The sequence below is a fragment of the Shinella sp. HZN7 genome (genome assembly GCF_001652565.1).
GTDB lineage: Bacteria > Pseudomonadota > Alphaproteobacteria > Rhizobiales > Rhizobiaceae > Shinella > Shinella granuli.
The window spans coordinates 1,325,016-1,340,738 of the sequence record NZ_CP015736.1 but is presented as its reverse complement, the minus strand read 5'-3'; the positions used below and the strand labels follow the sequence as shown (position 1 = coordinate 1,340,738).

At 65.1% G+C, this 15,723-nt stretch carries 12 protein-coding genes; 7 read left to right on the top strand and 5 right to left on the bottom strand.

The window, feature by feature from the left end:
• Positions 1-72: 72 nt before the first annotated feature.
• A complete protein-coding gene (locus tag shn_RS06425; RefSeq protein ID WP_064329668.1) occupies positions 73-1,959 on the top strand; it encodes an ABC-F family ATP-binding cassette domain-containing protein in 1,887 nt (628 codons plus the stop codon).
• Positions 1,960-2,046: 87 nt separating this feature from the next.
• Positions 2,047-2,874, top strand: a complete 828-nt coding sequence (locus shn_RS06420) for a polysaccharide deacetylase family protein (protein ID WP_064329667.1) — start codon at positions 2,047-2,049, stop codon at positions 2,872-2,874.
• A gap of 6 nt (positions 2,875-2,880) precedes the next feature.
• On the opposite strand, the gene shn_RS06415 is transcribed toward shn_RS06420, so the two are convergent.
• A complete protein-coding gene (locus tag shn_RS06415; RefSeq protein WP_064329666.1) occupies positions 2,881-3,726 on the bottom strand; it encodes a GNAT family N-acetyltransferase in 846 nt (281 codons plus the stop codon).
• A gap of 249 nt (positions 3,727-3,975) precedes the next feature.
• Here shn_RS06415 and shn_RS06410 point away from each other — a divergent pair, with 249 nt between their 5' ends.
• Positions 3,976-5,082 (top strand): TRAP transporter substrate-binding protein, encoded by a 1,107-nt coding sequence (locus tag shn_RS06410; RefSeq protein WP_064329665.1) that lies wholly within the window; start codon positions 3,976-3,978, stop codon positions 5,080-5,082.
• A 116-nt stretch (positions 5,083-5,198) separates the two neighbouring features.
• Here the strand turns inward: shn_RS06410 and shn_RS06405 are convergent, their stop codons facing one another.
• Both shn_RS06405 and shn_RS06400 read right to left on the bottom strand, forming a co-directional pair.
• Entirely contained in the window at positions 5,199-6,974 is a 1,776-nt protein-coding gene (locus shn_RS06405; protein ID WP_064329664.1) for a TRAP transporter large permease subunit, read from the bottom strand.
• Complete coding sequence (locus shn_RS06400) at positions 6,971-7,546, bottom strand: TRAP transporter small permease subunit (RefSeq protein ID WP_064329663.1); 576 nt, start codon at positions 7,544-7,546, stop codon at positions 6,971-6,973. Before shn_RS06400 ends, shn_RS06405 begins: the two co-directional genes overlap by 4 nt.
• A gap of 247 nt (positions 7,547-7,793) precedes the next feature.
• On the opposite strand from shn_RS06400, the gene shn_RS06395 reads away from it, so the two are divergent.
• A complete protein-coding gene (locus tag shn_RS06395; RefSeq protein WP_064329662.1) occupies positions 7,794-8,720 on the top strand; it encodes a Gfo/Idh/MocA family protein in 927 nt (308 codons plus the stop codon).
• 180 nt (positions 8,721-8,900) lie between these two features.
• On the opposite strand, the gene shn_RS06390 is transcribed toward shn_RS06395, so the two are convergent.
• Complete coding sequence (locus shn_RS06390; protein ID WP_064329661.1) at positions 8,901-9,350, bottom strand: DNA polymerase III subunit chi; 450 nt, start codon at positions 9,348-9,350, stop codon at positions 8,901-8,903.
• A 7-nt stretch (positions 9,351-9,357) separates the two neighbouring features.
• Positions 9,358-10,848 (bottom strand): leucyl aminopeptidase, encoded by a 1,491-nt coding sequence (locus tag shn_RS06385; protein WP_064329660.1) that lies wholly within the window; start codon positions 10,846-10,848, stop codon positions 9,358-9,360.
• A gap of 268 nt (positions 10,849-11,116) precedes the next feature.
• On the opposite strand from shn_RS06385, the gene lptF reads away from it, so the two are divergent.
• Genes lptF through shn_RS06370 form a run of 3 tightly spaced genes read left to right on the top strand, consistent with a single transcriptional unit; the run spans position 11,117 to position 15,716 of the window.
• Positions 11,117-12,301, top strand: a complete 1,185-nt coding sequence (gene lptF / locus shn_RS06380; RefSeq protein WP_064329659.1) for an LPS export ABC transporter permease LptF — start codon at positions 11,117-11,119, stop codon at positions 12,299-12,301.
• Complete coding sequence (gene lptG, locus shn_RS06375) at positions 12,298-13,380, top strand: LPS export ABC transporter permease LptG (RefSeq protein WP_064329658.1); 1,083 nt, start codon at positions 12,298-12,300, stop codon at positions 13,378-13,380. The genes lptF and lptG overlap by 4 nt, the downstream gene beginning before the upstream one ends.
• Positions 13,380-15,716: an LPS-assembly protein LptD gene (locus tag shn_RS06370; protein WP_064329657.1), complete on the top strand. Its 2,337-nt coding sequence runs from the start codon at positions 13,380-13,382 to the stop codon at positions 15,714-15,716. Before lptG ends, shn_RS06370 begins: the two co-directional genes overlap by 1 nt.
• The last annotated feature ends 7 nt before the right edge of the window (positions 15,717-15,723 follow it).

The following is a 15,723-nucleotide window of genomic DNA, read 5'->3' as shown; positions in this document are numbered from 1 at the left end:
CTTTCTGTTTTGATGCCATTGCGGGCGCAAAACCGCTTCGCACTTTTGCGGAAATTGCTCTATAGACCCGGCATGATCACGATTTCCGGCCTCACTGCCCGCGTCGCCGGGCGTCTCCTCATCGATAACGCCTCCCTTTCGCTGCCGAGCGGGGTGAAGGTGGGTCTTGTCGGCCGCAACGGCACCGGCAAGTCCACGCTGTTCCGCGTCATCACCGGCCAGCTCGCCGCCGAAGCCGGCAGCATCTCGCTGCCCAAGAACGCGCGCATCGGCCAGGTGGCGCAGGAGGCCCCGAGCACGGACGATCCGCTGATCGAGATCGTGCTGGCCGCCGACAAGGAGCGCGCGAGCCTCCTGAAGGAAGCGGAGACGGCGACCGACCCGCATCGCATCGCCGAAATCCAGACCCGCCTCGGCGATATCGGCGCCCATTCGGCGGAAGCCCGCGCGGCGAGCATCCTTGCCGGCCTCGGCTTCGACCACGAGGCGCAGCAGCGCCCGGCAAAGAGCTTTTCCGGCGGCTGGCGCATGCGCGTGGCGCTGGCGGCCGTGCTGTTTTCCGAGCCGGACCTCCTGCTGCTCGACGAGCCGACCAACTATCTCGACCTCGAAGGCACGCTGTGGCTGGAGGATTACGTGCGGCGCTACCCGCACACGGTCATCATCATCAGCCACGACCGGGACCTGCTCAACACCGCCGTCAACGCCATCGTGCATCTCGACCAGCAGAAGCTGACCTTCTATCGCGGCTCCTACGACCAGTTCGAGCGCCAGAAGGCCGAGGCCGACGAATTGCAGATGAAGGCGAAAGCCAAGAACGAGGCCGCGCGAAAACACCTGCAAAGCTTCATCGACCGCTTCAAGGCCAAGGCCACCAAGGCCAAGCAGGCGCAGAGCCGCGTCAAGGCGCTGGAGCGCATGGGCACGGTCGCCGCCGTCGTCGAGACGCATGTGCAGCCGATCACCTTTCCGGAGCCGGAGAAACAGCCGGCCTCGCCGATCGTCGCGATCGAGGGCGGCGCGGTCGGTTACGAGCCGGGCAAGCCGATCCTGAAACAGATCAACCTTCGCATCGACAATGACGACCGCATCGCCCTGCTCGGCTCGAACGGCAACGGCAAGTCGACCTTCGCCAAGTTCATCTCCGGCCGGCTGGAGGCCGAATCGGGCGCGGTGAAGCGCGCGCCGGGCCTGAAGATCGGCTTCTTCGCCCAACACCAGCTCGACGACCTCATTCCCGAGCAATCGCCGGTCGAGCATGTGCGCCGGCTGATGCCGGAGGCGCCGGAAGCGAAGGTCCGCGCCCGCGTGGCGCAGATGGGGCTTGCGACGGAGAAGATGTCGACAGCCGCCAAGGACCTCTCCGGCGGCGAGAAGGCGCGCCTCCTGATGGGCCTTGCTGCCTTCGACGCGCCGAACCTGCTCATCCTCGACGAGCCGACCAACCATCTCGACATCGACAGCCGCCGCGCGCTGATCGAGGCGCTGAACGACTACGAGGGCGCCGTCATCCTCATCTCGCACGACCGGCACCTCATCGAGGCGACCGTCGACCGGCTCTGGCTGGTCAACAACGGCACGGTGAAGACCTTCGACGGCGACATGGAGGAATATCGCAGCCTCATCGTCCAGTCCGGCAAGAAGGACGACAAGGAGAAATCCGCCTCCAACGGCGGCGAGACCAGCAAGGCGGACCTGCGCAAGGCGAATGCCGACCGACGCGCCCAGCTCGCTCCGCTGAAGAAAAAGATCAATGAAATCGAATCCCTGACGGCGAAGCTGCAGAAGCAGATTCAGCTTTTTGACACGGAGCTTGCAGATCCCGCGCTCTACGAGAAGAGCCCGGCCAAGGCGGCGGAGAAGGCCAAGCTGCGCGCCCTGGCGGTCGACAAATTGAGCGATGCCGAGGAACAGTGGCTGGAGCTTTCGGCGGAGTACGAGGAGGCGATGGCCGGGTAACGTGCCGTTCTTCCGGCCATCGCAACGCTTCATTAACCATGATTTGACAAAAGTTCTCGCAAGATCATTGCCTTGCGAGTGCGCCCGATGCGTTGCCGTCTGCTTCTTGCCGCGTTGGCGGCCCTCCCCCTTCTTGCCGGCTGCAACACGACCAAGCCGCGCCCCTCCGCGCAGACCGCCTTTGCCGCGGCGGAGACGACGAAGAAGCTCGACGCGGACGACCCCGTGCCGATGTCGCCCGCGCGCTGGGCCGGGCATGCGGGGCTTGCCGGACGGACCCTCGCTGTCGCCTCGCTCGCCGACCTGAAGCTGAAGCACAAGGAGGTCGTCCTGACCTTCGACGACGGCCCCGTGCCCGGCCGCACCGAGGCGATCCTCGACACGCTCGACAGCTACGGCGTGAAGGCGACCTTCCTGATGGTCGGCCAGATGGCGGACGCCTATCCGGCGATCGCCCGCAAGGTCGTCGCGCGCGGCCACACCGTCGGCAGCCATACCTATCGCCATGCCAACCTGCGCTACCTCGCCTTCGAGGCGGCGATGGCGGAAATCCGCAAGGGCGAGAAGGCCGTGGAACGCGCCACCGCCCGTCAGCCGGATTTCTTCCGCTTCCCCTATCTGGCGGACACGTCGGCGCTGCGCAGCGCCGTCGCCCGGCGCGGCACCATCATCATGGACATGGACGTCGATTCGAAGGACTACTTCAAGGTGACGCCCGCCTCCGTCGCGAGCCGCACCATGCAGGGCCTGCGCAAGCGCGGCCGCGGCATCATCCTGATGCACGACATCCACAAGCGCACCGCCACCGTGCTGCCCTCGCTGCTCGCGCAGTTGAAGGCGGAAGGCTATTCGGTGGTGACGCTGCGCCACACGGGCAACGCCGAGCCGCAACTGCTCGCCATGGCTGGCCAATAAGGCGGCTCAGCCGAGCTCGAAGGTTGTGATGCCGTAGATGTGGCCGAGCGGCAGGTCCGGTGGCGTGCCCCGGTACATGCGCGCCGTCTCGAAGACCGGCGAGAGACCGTGGCGCACGCACAGCGCCTTGGCCTCGGCGTTCGGCGCGGGAATGTCGAGAAAGATCTCCCCGCCGCCGACGGTGGCGACCAGCGCCCGGAAGATCAGCTCGGCGCCGACATCGGTGTCGGAGAACAGCGGTCCGATCTTGAAGCCCTCCCGGCAGGCGCGGATCGTGCCGTAGCCGGAAATGCCGGTGCCATGCAGAAGCGCCACGCTCTGGCGCGTCTCCTGCTCCTTCAGCCATTCGCGCAGGAATGCCTCGCGGCGTGCCGGATTGAAACGCGCATCATAGTCGACGATCAGCGGCATGTGGACCGGCGAGACCGCCGTGAGCCGCGAATCGGCCGGTATCGGGCACTGCTGCACCCGGCCGCCGTGACGGATATTGGCATGGGCATAGGCAAAGCCGGAGCGGCGATAGTTCTCCTGCTGGGTGACGACGCCGTCGAGCCCGACGAGACGTCCTGCGGCCAGATCCATCGCCGCATTCCAGAGGCGCAGGCCGACGCCCTGCCCGCGCACCTGCGGATCCACGATGTAGAAGCCGAGGAAAGCGTAGTCCTCGCCGTAGCGCACGAGCGAGACCGCGCCCACAAGGCGCCTGTCCGCCTCCGCCACGAGATAGCCCTCGGGATCGGCCGCCCAGAACGGCGCGGCGTCGCCGAGGCCCGGATTCCAACCTTCCGCCGCCGCCCAGTCCAGGATGTCGACCAGCTCGTCGCGATAGGCCCTGCGAATCTCGATATCCATGCCTTGCCTTTCGCCCCCCGCCGTTTCGCCCCAATCTTTCAACCGCGCAAGGGGCTGTCAACCTTCCTGCAAACGCCGGAAAAGCTCAAAAAACAGGCAGATAGCAGAAAGCGTCCGGCTAAGACGAAAGTTGTAGAAGGTGCTTTCACCTTCTTCCCCGCCCTGGCTTGAAAGCCCCTTGCCGACATGGTTAGGTTTCCGCCGATGACAAAGGGCGGAAAACCACCGCCCGCCATTGGGAGGAAAACTATGGATCGTCGTTCATTCATGAAGAAGGCCGGTGTTGCCGGCGTGGGCGGTGCGGCCGCCACCGTGCTCGCGGCCCCGGCCCTCGCGCAGAGCAATCCGAAGATCAACTGGCGCCTCGCCTCCTCGTTCCCCAAGTCGCTCGACACGATCTATGGCGGCGCCGAAGTGCTGTCGAGATACGTGTCCGAAGCGACGGACGGCAATTTCCAGATCCAGGTTTTCGCCGCAGGCGAACTCGTCCCGGGCCTTCAGGCCGCCGATGCCGCATCCGCCGGCACGGTCGAGGCCGCGCATACCGTTTCCTACTACTACTGGGGCAAGGACCCGGTCTGGGCCCTCGGCGCGGCCGTGCCCTTCGCGCTCAATGCCCGCGGCATGAACGCCTGGCAGTACCATGGCGGCGGCATCGACCTCTTCAACGAATTCCTCGCCACCCAGGGCCTCGTCGGCTTCCCGGGCGGCAATACCGGCGTGCAGATGGGCGGCTGGTTCCGCAAGGAGATCAAGACCGTCGCCGACATGCAGGGCCTGAAGATGCGCATCGGGGGCTTTGCCGGCAAGGTCGTCGAGAAGCTCGGCGTCGTGCCGCAGCAGATCGCCGGCGGCGACATCTATCCCTCGCTCGAAAAGGGCACGATCGACGCGGCCGAATGGGTCGGCCCCTATGACGACGAGAAGCTCGGCTTCTACAAGGTCGCGCCCTACTACTACTATCCCGGCTGGTGGGAAGGCGGCCCGACGGTGCACGCCATGTTCAACAAGGCCGCCTTCGACGGCCTGCCGAAGGCCTACCAGTCGCTGCTGCGCACGGCCTGCCAGGCGACCGACGCCGACATGCTGCAGAAATACGACTACCTGAACCCCTCGGCCATCAAGCGCCTCGTCGCCGCCGGCGCGAAGCTCAGCCCGTTCAGCCAGGAAATCCTTACGGCCTGCTTCGACGCCTCCAACGAGGTCTATGCCGAGATGGAAGCCTCGAACCCGACCTTCAAGAAGATCTGGGACTCGATCAAGGCCTTCCGCGGCGAGTACTACCTCAACGCCCAGATCGCCGAATACAACTACGACACCTTCATGATGATCCAGCAGCGCAGCAACAAGCTGTAAGCCCTGCGGAAACGGTAAATGCGAGAAACCCCGGAGCAGCGATGCTCCGGGGTTTTTCTTTGGCTCGGGCTGTTCGATGCAAAGGGGCCGGCTTGCGCCGGCCCCATGGCAGGTCTTCAGTTGAAGGACGGCGGACTGGAAAGGTCCGTGGCGGGCTTCTGTTCGCCGCCCTGCTCGGCCGGCTTTTCACCACCGCCTTCCAGCGGGTTGCCGGCGGGAAGCTGCAGGCCACCCGGAAGGCCGAGGCCGCCGCCATTGTCGGGCAGCGTCAGGCCGCTGCCGAAGCCGGGCACCTCGATCTTGATCGTCGCGGGATCGATGCCGGTGCCCTCGCCCTTGTAGTGCATGACCATGCTCGGGAAGAGGATGGTCAGGCCGACCATGAGGATCTGGATGCCGACGAAGGGCACGGCGCCCCAGTAGATCTGCCCCGTCGTCACCGGCTGCGTCACCTTGCCCGTCACCTTGTCGAGATAGGGCACCTTGGCGGCGACCGAACGCAGGTAGAACAATGCAAAGCCGAAGGGCGGGTGCATGAAGCTCGTCTGCATGTTGATGCCGAGCAGCACGCCGAACCAGATGAGGTCGATGCCGAGCTTGTCGGCGGCCGGCGCGAGCAGCGGCACGATGATGAAGGCGAGCTCGAAGAAATCGAGGAAGAACGCCAGGAAGAAGACCAGCACGTTCACCGCGATCAGGAAGCCCGTCTCGCCGCCCGGCAGCGAGACCAGCAGATGCTCCACCCACAGATGCCCGTTCACGCCGTAGAAGGTGAGCGAGAAGACGCGGGCGCCGATGAGGATGAACATCACGAAGGCTGAAAGGCGGGTGGTGGAGGTGAGCGCCGAACGGACCACCTCCATGCTGAGCCGGCCCTTGGCCGCCGCCATGACGAGCGCGCCGACCGCGCCCATGGCGCCGCCTTCCGTCGGCGTGGCGATGCCGAGGAAGATCGTGCCGAGCACGAGGAAGATCAGCGCCAGCGGCGGGATCAGCACGATGATGACCTGCTGGGCAAGCCGCGACATCATGTTGATGCCGAACGCCTTGTCCGCCACCGCAACGGCATAGATGAAGGCGACGCCGACGGTCGCGCCGAGGATGTCGGCATTCTCGCCATGGGTCGGATAGAGGTAGACATGCGCCGCATAGGCAATGCCGGCCGCGACGACGAGCGCAATGAAGAGCGAGGTGATGCCGGCCCCGAGCGAACGCGCCTCCAGCGGCAGCGCCGGCATGGAGTCCCGCTTCAGGAAGGTCATGAGCAGGATGTAGAGCATGTAGAGCCCGGTCAGCACCAGGCCGGGGATCAGCGCGCCGGCATACATGTCGCCGACCGAGCGGCCGAGCTGGTCGGCAAGCACGATGAGGACGAGCGAGGGCGGGATGATCTGCGCGAGCGTGCCGGAGGCCGCGATGACGCCCGAGGCGATCGACCGGTCATAGCCGTAGCGCAGCATGATCGGCAGCGAGATGAGGCCCATGGCGATGACCGACGCGGCGACGACGCCGGTGGTGGCGGCAAGCAGCGCGCCGACGAAGATGACCGCATAGGCAAGGCCGCCGCGGATCGGCCCGAAAAGCTGGCCGATCGTGTCGAGAAGGTCCTCGGCCATACCGGATCGTTCGAGCACGATCCCCATGAAGGTGAAGAAGGGGATGGCGAGCAATGTGTCGTTCGACATCACCCCCCACAGCCGTTCCGGCATCGCGTTCAGCAGCGGCCAGGACAGGTTGATCGAATCGGAGAGCGGGGCGAGCTCCACGCCGACGATGAAGAAGAGCAGGCCGTTCGCCGCGAGCGCGAATGCCACCGGATAGCCCAGCAGCAGGAACACGATCAGCGACACGAACATGATCGGCGCAAGGTTTTCCGCGATGAATTCGATCATGCGCCCTTCTCCTCTGCGATGGCCGTATCGAGGGGAGCGTGCGTCGGCACGTAGGGCGTCGGATCCTCCATGTCGCCGCGTATGATGGCGATCTTCTTGATGATCTCGGAAACGCCCTGGAAGGCCAGAAGCACGAAGCCGGCCAGAAGGATAGCCTTGGCCGGCCAGACGATCAGGCCGCCGGCGCTGGAAGAGCCCTCGCCCGAGCGGAACGACATCGCGACATAGGGCACGAGGAAATAGACCATCAGCAGTACGAAGGGCATCAGGAACAGGATATGACCGAGCAGGTCGATCCAGTGCTGCACCCGGCGCGAGAACTTGCCATAGACCACGTCGATGCGGATATGCTCGTTCTGCGCCAGCGTATAGGCGGCGGCAAGCATGAAGGCCCCGCCGAACAGATACCATTGCGCCTCGAGCCAGGCGTTGGACGATGTGTTGAAGACCTTTCGGACGACGGCATTTCCGGCACTGACGAGCACGGCGATCAGGATCAGCCAGCCGACGGCCTTCCCGATATTTTCCGTGATCACGTCGATGAGCCGGCTGAAGGCCAGCAGCGCTTTCATGAGAACTCCTCCCCGCCTGGTGTGTTATTGCTTTGGTGCCAAGCACAGGCAGAGTGCCGATTTCAAGGCCCGTTTCAAGTCCGCGGCCCGGTTTTCCCGGCCTGAGAGCCGGCATTAGACGAAAGACGAATATGGCTTCGGCCGCGTTGCACAAACGGTAGGCAGATATGCGCGCATGGGCGCCCTTGCCCCCGACGGCCGTTCTGCTACAACAGCGCCCAATCATCATACAAATGAGGGTGGAGCCATGTCCCCGATCAATCTCGCAATCGTCGGCGTCGGCAAGATCGCGCGTGACCAGCATCTTCCGGCCGTGGCGAAGAACGGCGACTACCGGCTTATCGCCGCTGCGAGCCGCCAGGGCATGGTCGACGGGATCGACAATTTCACCTCGATCGACGCGATGCTGGCCGCTGTCCCCGCCATCGCGGCCGTCTCGCTCTGCATGCCGCCGCAATACCGCTACGAGGCGGCGGAAAAGGCGCTTTCGGCGGGCAAGCATGTCTTCCTGGAAAAGCCGCCGGGCGCGACGCTGTCCGAGGTCGCCGACCTCGAATCGCTCGCCGCCGCCAGGGGCCTCACGCTCTTCGCCAGCTGGCATTCGCGCTATGCCCCGGCCGTCGAAGCGGCGAAGGCCTTCCTCGCCGGCACGACGATCCGCTCCATGCGGGTGATCTGGAAGGAGGACGTGCGCCACTGGCATCCGAACCAGGAGTGGATCTGGCAGGCGGGCGGCCTCGGCGTCTTCGATCCGGGCATCAACGCGCTCTCCATCGTCACCCACATCCTGCCGCGCCCGGTCTTCATCACCGCCGCCACGCTGGAATTCCCGGAAAACCGCGATGCGCCGATTGCGGCGTCCATGACGTTTTCCGACGCCGGGGGCCTCGACCTTGCCGCGGACTTCGACTGGCGGCAGACCGGCAAGCAGAGCTGGGACATCGTTGCCGAGACGGACGCCGGGGAGATGGTGCTGTCGGAGGGCGGCGCGAAGCTCTCCATCGACGGCAAGCTGGTGCACGCGGAGCCGGAGCAGGAATATCCGATGCTCTACAGGCGCTTCGCCGAACTGGTGAAGGCCGGGAAATCGGATGTCGACCTCGCGCCGCTGCGCCACGTCGCCGATGCCTTCATGCTGGGGCGGCGCAAGTTCGTCGAGGCGTTTTTCGATTGAGGCGCCGGGGGAAGCCCCTCATCCGGCCTGCCGGCCACCTTCTCCCCGCAAGCGGGGAGAAGGAAATGTGCCACACCGGTTTCCCCAACCAATGACGTTCGGCAGGGGCACGTCCCCTCTCCCCGCTTGCGGGGAGAGGGTTAGGGTGAGGGGCAACTGGCGGAGGCCGAAACGTGGCCCTCACGCCTTCTTCATCCAGCGCCCGTCGCTGTTCTGCTGCCAGTAGGTGAGCTGGTGCCCCTCGCCTTTCAGGCGCTTCCAGTGTTCGCGCGCCGTCTCCACCTCCGCCTGGTCGTAACCGTCGAACATGAAGATGACGCGCTCATAGGCGTCGAGCGGCGGCGGCGCGGCGCCGGCGACGAGGAAGCGCACCGTCGCGCCGTTCGCATTGTCGGCGGCGGTCGTCAGCAGCACCGGCTGTTCGGCCGGAAAGGCCTGCTCGTCGGTGCCGTGCGGCAGAAAGCTGTCCTCGCGGAAGGTCCACAGATGCGTGTCGAGCGCGTCGCGCCGCTCCGCGTCGCCGGTCTGCACGACGACGCGCCAGCCGCGTTCGAGGCTCTTGTCGAGGAGCGGCGGCAGCGCGTCCTCGAGCTTCGATTCGGTCAGGTGGTAGAAGAGGACCTCGCTCACCCTCTCCTCACCCTTCGTAGTTCGCGCGCACCAGCTCATCCAGCAAGCGCACGCCGAAGCCGGAGCCCCAGGACTGGTTGATCTCGTCCGACGGCGAGCCCATGGCCGTGCCGGCGATGTCGAGATGCGCCCAGGGCGTGTCCTTGACGAAACGCTGCAGGAACTGCGCGGCGGTGATCGAGCCGGCATGGCGCCCGCCGGTGTTCTTCATGTCGGCGAACTTGCTGTCGATCATCTTGTCGTATTCGCGGCCGAGCGGCATGCGCCACAGGCGCTCGTTCGTCGAGAGGCCCGCGGCGGTGAGGCGCGCGGCAAGCGTGTCGTCGTTGGAGAAGAGGCCGGCATGATGGCTGCCGAGGGCGACCAGGATCGCGCCGGTCAGCGTCGCGAGGTTCACCATGAACTGCGGCTTGAACGTCTCGTTGCAGTACCAGAGCGCATCGCACAGCACGAGGCGGCCTTCGGCATCGGTGTTGATGACCTCGATCGTCTGGCCGGACATCGACTTGACGATGTCGCCGGGGCGCTGGGCGTTGCCGTCCGGCATGTTTTCCACAAGGCCGAGGATGCCGACGACATTGGCCTTCGCCCTGCGGGCGGCGAGCGTGTGCATGAGGCCGATGACGGCGGCGGCGCCCCCCATGTCGCCCTTCATGTCCTCCATGCCGGCGGCCGGCTTGATGGAGATGCCGCCCGTATCGAAGACGACGCCCTTGCCGATGAAGGCGATCGGCCGGTCCTTCTCCTTGCCGCCCTTCCACTGCATGATCGCAAGGCGCGGCGGGCGCACGGAGCCCTGCGCGACGCCGAGCAGCGCGGCCATGCCGAGCTTCTTCATCTCGCGCTCGGTGAGGATGTCCACCTCGACGCCGAGCTTTTCCAGCGCCTTGGCCTTGTCGGCGAATTCCACAGGGCCGAGCACGTTGGCCGGCTCGTTGACGAGATTGCGGGCGAGAATCACGCCCTCGGCGACGGCATCGGACACCTCGTTCGCCTTCTTGGCGGCGCTGGCGACGGCGGTGACGATCGTCACCTTCACGGGCTTGCCGTTCTTCGCCTCGTCGTCCTCGCCCTTCTTCGTCTTGTAGGTGTCGAAGCTGTAGGCGCCGAGCTGCAGGCCGAGGGCGAAATCGGCGGCGTTCTTCGCCGTCACGGTGACGCCCGGCGCATCGAGATAGATCGTCACCTTCTCCGCCCGGCCGATCTTGGCGACGGCGGCGCCGCCGGCCTTCAGCCAGTCATGGGCCACGAGTTTTTCCGCTTCGCCGAGGCCGAGCACGAGGATGCGGTCCACGGGCGCGCCATGCGGCGCCAGGACGTCGAGCGTCTTCAGGGCCTTGCCCGAAAATTTCGCGACGCCTGCCGCACGGGCGACGACACCTTCCGGATCGACCTCGCCGAGACCGGCGGCGGTCTCGCTCGCAATCTGCAGGAGGATCGCAAGGCCGCCCGAAGCGCGTGCCGTCTTTGCGAAACCGATGTCGAATCTGGAAGCCATGACTTACTCCGAATATAATGCCGGCAGGCCTGTCGTCCCGCCCGGGAGGCCGCCAATCTCATCAATTCCTTGTCGCTTTTGCGGCGCTTGGCAAGATGCGGCACCTTGTTTACAGATTGTCAGGCATGCTTGTTCGCCATAAATTTTCCTCGGCCGGAGAGACTCCCGCCTATGGCATCAGCCTGAAGAAAGCTTATATGCCCATGGCTGTTCCGATGGGTGCCCCTGCACGAGGCCGGAGCCGCTTGTCGGAAACGCGGACGAAACGATGAAACTGATCGAGCGCTATATCCTGCGGCGGGCGTCGCTCATGTTCGTCGCCACGCTCGTGCCCCTGCTCGGCATCGTCTGGGTCACGCAGGCGCTCGGCAGCATCAACCTCGTCACCGACAGCGGCCAGTCGATCTTCGCCTTCCTGAAGCTGGCATCGCTGGTCCTGCCCTCGGTCATCCCGATCATCCTGCCCTTCGCGCTGGTCATCGGCGTGTCGCAGACGCTGACCGTCATGAACTCCGATTCGGAGCTGACGGTGCTGAACTCGGCGGGCGCGTCGCGGGCGACGATCATCCGTCCGGTGATGATCCTCGCGGTGGCGATGAGCTTCGTTTCCTTCGCCGTCGACAATTTCGTCGAGCCCTATTCGCGCACCGCCGTGCGCAAGATGATCGCGACGGCCCATGCCGACATGCTGTCCGCCGTCGTGCAGGAGAACACCTTTCGCAAGATCACCGACGGCCTCTACGTGCAGGTGGCGGAACGGCGCAATGGCGGCGTGCTCGGCGGCCTCTTCGTTGCCGATACGCGCGACCCGCGCTTCGAGCTCGTCTATTACGCCCGCGAGGGCGCGGTGGACGAGAACAGCTCGGCGCTCGTCATGAAGGACGGCGAGGTGCACCGCAAGCTGCCCGACGGCAACGTCTCGATCATCAAGTTCGATTCCTATGCCTTCGACCTTGCCGACCTCACCCAGAGCGTCGGCAAATCCAACATCAGGGCCAAGGATCGCGACCTCATCTATCTCTTCGATCCGGACCCCACCGATCCGCAATACCAGAAGAATCCCGGCGCCTTCACCGCCGAGATCCATCGCCGTTTCACCGAATGGCTCTTCCCGGCGGTCTTCGGCCTCATCGCGCTCGTCGTCAGCGGCGATGCGCGCTCGCACCGCGAGGCACGCGTGCATCCGATGATCACGGCGCTGCTGACCGCCCTCTTCGTGCGCTGGGCGAGCTTCTACGCATCGAACAATGCGGACGAATCCCCCTATTATATCCCGATCATGTATCTCATCCCCGTCATCACCGCGGCGCTGGCGATCCGTTATCTCGGACGCAACAAGAGCCTCGACATTCCCGTGACGCTGGGCGAGCGGCTGGCGGACCTGCGCGACCGGCTGCTGGCGCGTTTCACGCGGGCAGGCTCCCCCTCCACCGGCGGGGGCGGCACGCCATGATACCGACGCTCGGCTTCTATTTCTTCCGCCGCTACATCATCACCACCATCTGGTTCCTGCTCGGCATCTTCTCGCTGATCTTCATCATCGATTTCAGCGAGATGTCGAACCGCGTCGGCGTGCTGCCGGGCTATACGCTGACGAGCGGCCTGCTGGTGACGGCGCTGCGCATCCCGATGATTCTGATGCAGACCGTGCCCTTCGTGGCGCTCTTTGCCGGCATGGCGGCGCTGATCTCGCTCAACCGCCGCTACGAGCTCGTCGTCACGCGCGCCGCCGGCATTTCGGCCTGGCAGTTCCTGCGCCCCTTCATCATCGGCGCCTTCCTGTTCGGCATCGCGGCCGTGCTCGCCATCAACCCGATCGCCGCCTGGGGCGCCAAGAAGGCGGCGGAGCTGGAAGCGGGCTGGGGCGCCAGCAACGCCGCGCGCACCGAGACCGCTGTGCCGTGGCTGCGCCAGATCCATGGCGACGACCAGGCGATCATCGGCGCCAAGGCGGTTCTCGACGGCGGCACGCGCCTTGTGAACGTCACCGTCATCCACTTCGATCCCGACGGCCGCATCGTTCTGCGGCAGGATGCCGATTCGGCGACCTTGGAAGATGGTTACTGGTTGCTTAAGAACGTGCACGAGACGCGCAACGGCGAATTGCCGGTCCGTCTCGACGAGGTACAGCTTCGTACCAACCTGAAACGGGAATTCGTTCAGGAGAGCCTCGAAAAGCCTGAATCCATTCCGTTTTTGAGCCTTGGACGCAAGATCGAGGCGGCAAAGTCCTTCGGATTCCCCACGGATGCGATGGAAACGCAGTTCCATTCCTTGCTGTCGCTGCCGCTGCTTCTGGTTGCCATGACGCTGATCGCAGCCTGTGTATCGTTAAAATTTAGCCGGTTTAATCAATCGCGTGCGGTGATTCTGGGTGGAATCCTGTCGGGCTTCATGCTTTATGTCGTCACCGTGCTTGTGAAAGCATTCGGAAGCAGCGGTGTTGTACCTCCGTTCGTTGCGGCCTGGCTCCCCGTGGTCGTCGCAATGTCCTTGGGCGCGACGATTCTTCTCCATCAGGAGGATGGCTAGTGGCGGTAGGCGACCGCAAAACGAATCGGTGGTTGAGAGCCGCCCTGCTTGCAGGTGCGGCCGCGTGCGCCATCGTGTCCGCCTGCACGCTTCCCGCCCGGGCGCAGGCGCCCGACATCCAGTCGATGGAGCCGAAGATCCCCGACGATGCCAAGCTGCTGCTGGCGGCCAACGAGCTCGTCTATAACAACGACACGGAGAAGGTGATCGCCCGCGGCGCGGTGCAGATCAACTATGGCGGCTACAAGCTCGTCGCCCGCCAGGTCGAATACAACCAGAACACCGGCCGGCTGACGGCCTACGGCAATATCGAACTCATCGAGCCGACCGGCAACCGCGTCTATGCCGACGAGATGGACCTGTCGGACGATTTCGCCAACGGTTTCGTCAATGCGCTGCGCATCGAGACCACGGACCTCACCAAGCTGGCGGCGACCAGCGGCGAGCGCGTCAACGGCGAGGAGATGATCCTCAACCACGCCGTCTATACCGCCTGCACGCCCTGCGCCACCAACCCGACGCACCGCTCGCTCTGGCAGATCAAGGCCGAGCGCGTCGTGCAGAACGGCCGCACCAAGACGATCCGCCTCGAACGCGCCCGCTTCGAGATGTTCGGCAAGCCGATCGCCTATATTCCCGTGCTGGAAGTGCCTGACCATACGGTCAAGCGGAAGAGCGGTTTCCTCTTCCCGCAGTTCAGCTACGAGCAGAAGCTCGGCCTCGGCATCACCACGCCCTACTACTTCGCCATCGCCCCGGACATGGACGCGACGCTCTCGCCGACCGTGCTGACCCGTCAGGGCTTCCTCGTCGAGGGTGAATTCCGCAAGCGCTTCCACAACGGCCAGATCACATTGCGTGCCGCCGGCATCGACCAGTGGAACCCAGGCGTCTTCACGCGCGGCACGAGCGACCGGCGCGACGACTTCCGCGGCATGGTCGCTTCCGAAGGCCGGTTCAGGATCAATCCCCGCTGGTCCTTCGGCTGGGATGTCATGGCGCAGACCGACAACAACTTCTCGCGCACCTACGACCTCGACGGCCTGGAAGACCGCATCCACGTCAACCAGATCTACCTGACCGGCCTTGGCGACCGGAACGTCTTCGACCTGCGCTCCTTCTATTTCGACGTGCAGGACGCCGACCCGCAGGACCGGCTGGAGCGCAAGCAGGCGATCGCCCAGACGCTCGACCACGAATATATCGTGCCGCAGCCGGTGCTTGGCGGCGAGCTGTCGATCACCACGAACATCACCAATGTCGAGCGGGACCTGCGCGACGCCTACAGCGTGCGCGGCAACGACCGGTTCCGCGGCCTTGCCGGCGGCACGACGCGGCTGACCAGCGAAGTCGAATGGCGGCGCCAGTTCGTCGTGCCGGGCGGCCTCGTGCTGACCCCGCTGCTGGCGGCGCGCGGCGACATCCACCGCCTCGACATGAGCGATCCCGGCCTCGGCTATGCCGGCAATTACGTCGACGACAACAGTGCGACCCGCACGATGCTGACCGCCGGCCTCGAGGCGCGCTATCCGATCCTCGCGACGACCGACTACAGCACGCATCTCTTCGAGCCGATCGCGCAGATCTACCTGCGTCCGGATGAGGACCATGCCGGCGGCCTGCCGAACGAGGACGCCCAGAGCTTCGTCTTCGACGCCACCAACCTTTTCGAACGCGACAAGTTCTCCGGCTTCGACCGGATCGAGGGCGGTTCGCGCGCCAATCTGGGCCTGCGCTATACCGGCACCTTCGACAACGGCCTTCGCCTGCGCTCGATCATCGGCCAGTCCTTCCATCTCGGCGGCGTGAACTCCTTCGCCACGCCCGACCTCGTCAATGCCGGCGCCAATTCGGGCCTTGAGACGGATTCCTCCGATTATGTCGGCATGGCCGGCATCGACCTGCCGAACGGCCTGTCGTTTGCCCACAGCGCCCGCCTCGACAAGGACGACTTCTCGATGCGCCGCGCCGACACCTCGGTGCGCTTCGATGGCGCCCGCTTCGAGACGGAAATCACCTATACGCGCATCGCGGCACAGCCGGCCTATGGCCTGGCGGAGGATTCCAGCGAAATCCAGAGCGCAGCGGCCTTCAAGTTCGAGGACTACTGGTCGGTGTTCGGGTCGCTGACCTACGACATCAAGCGCCAGAGCCTGTCGCGCAACGGCATCGGCTTCTCCTATGACGATCGCGACACGGTCTTCTCGATCGTCTACGAGCAGACGCGCGACAAATCCGGCACGACGGCGAACGACTGGTCGATCGGCGCGCGGCTGATGTTCCGCACGCTCGGCGACATCAATGTCGGCGACACGACGCTGACGGGCTTCGAGTAAGCGCTGC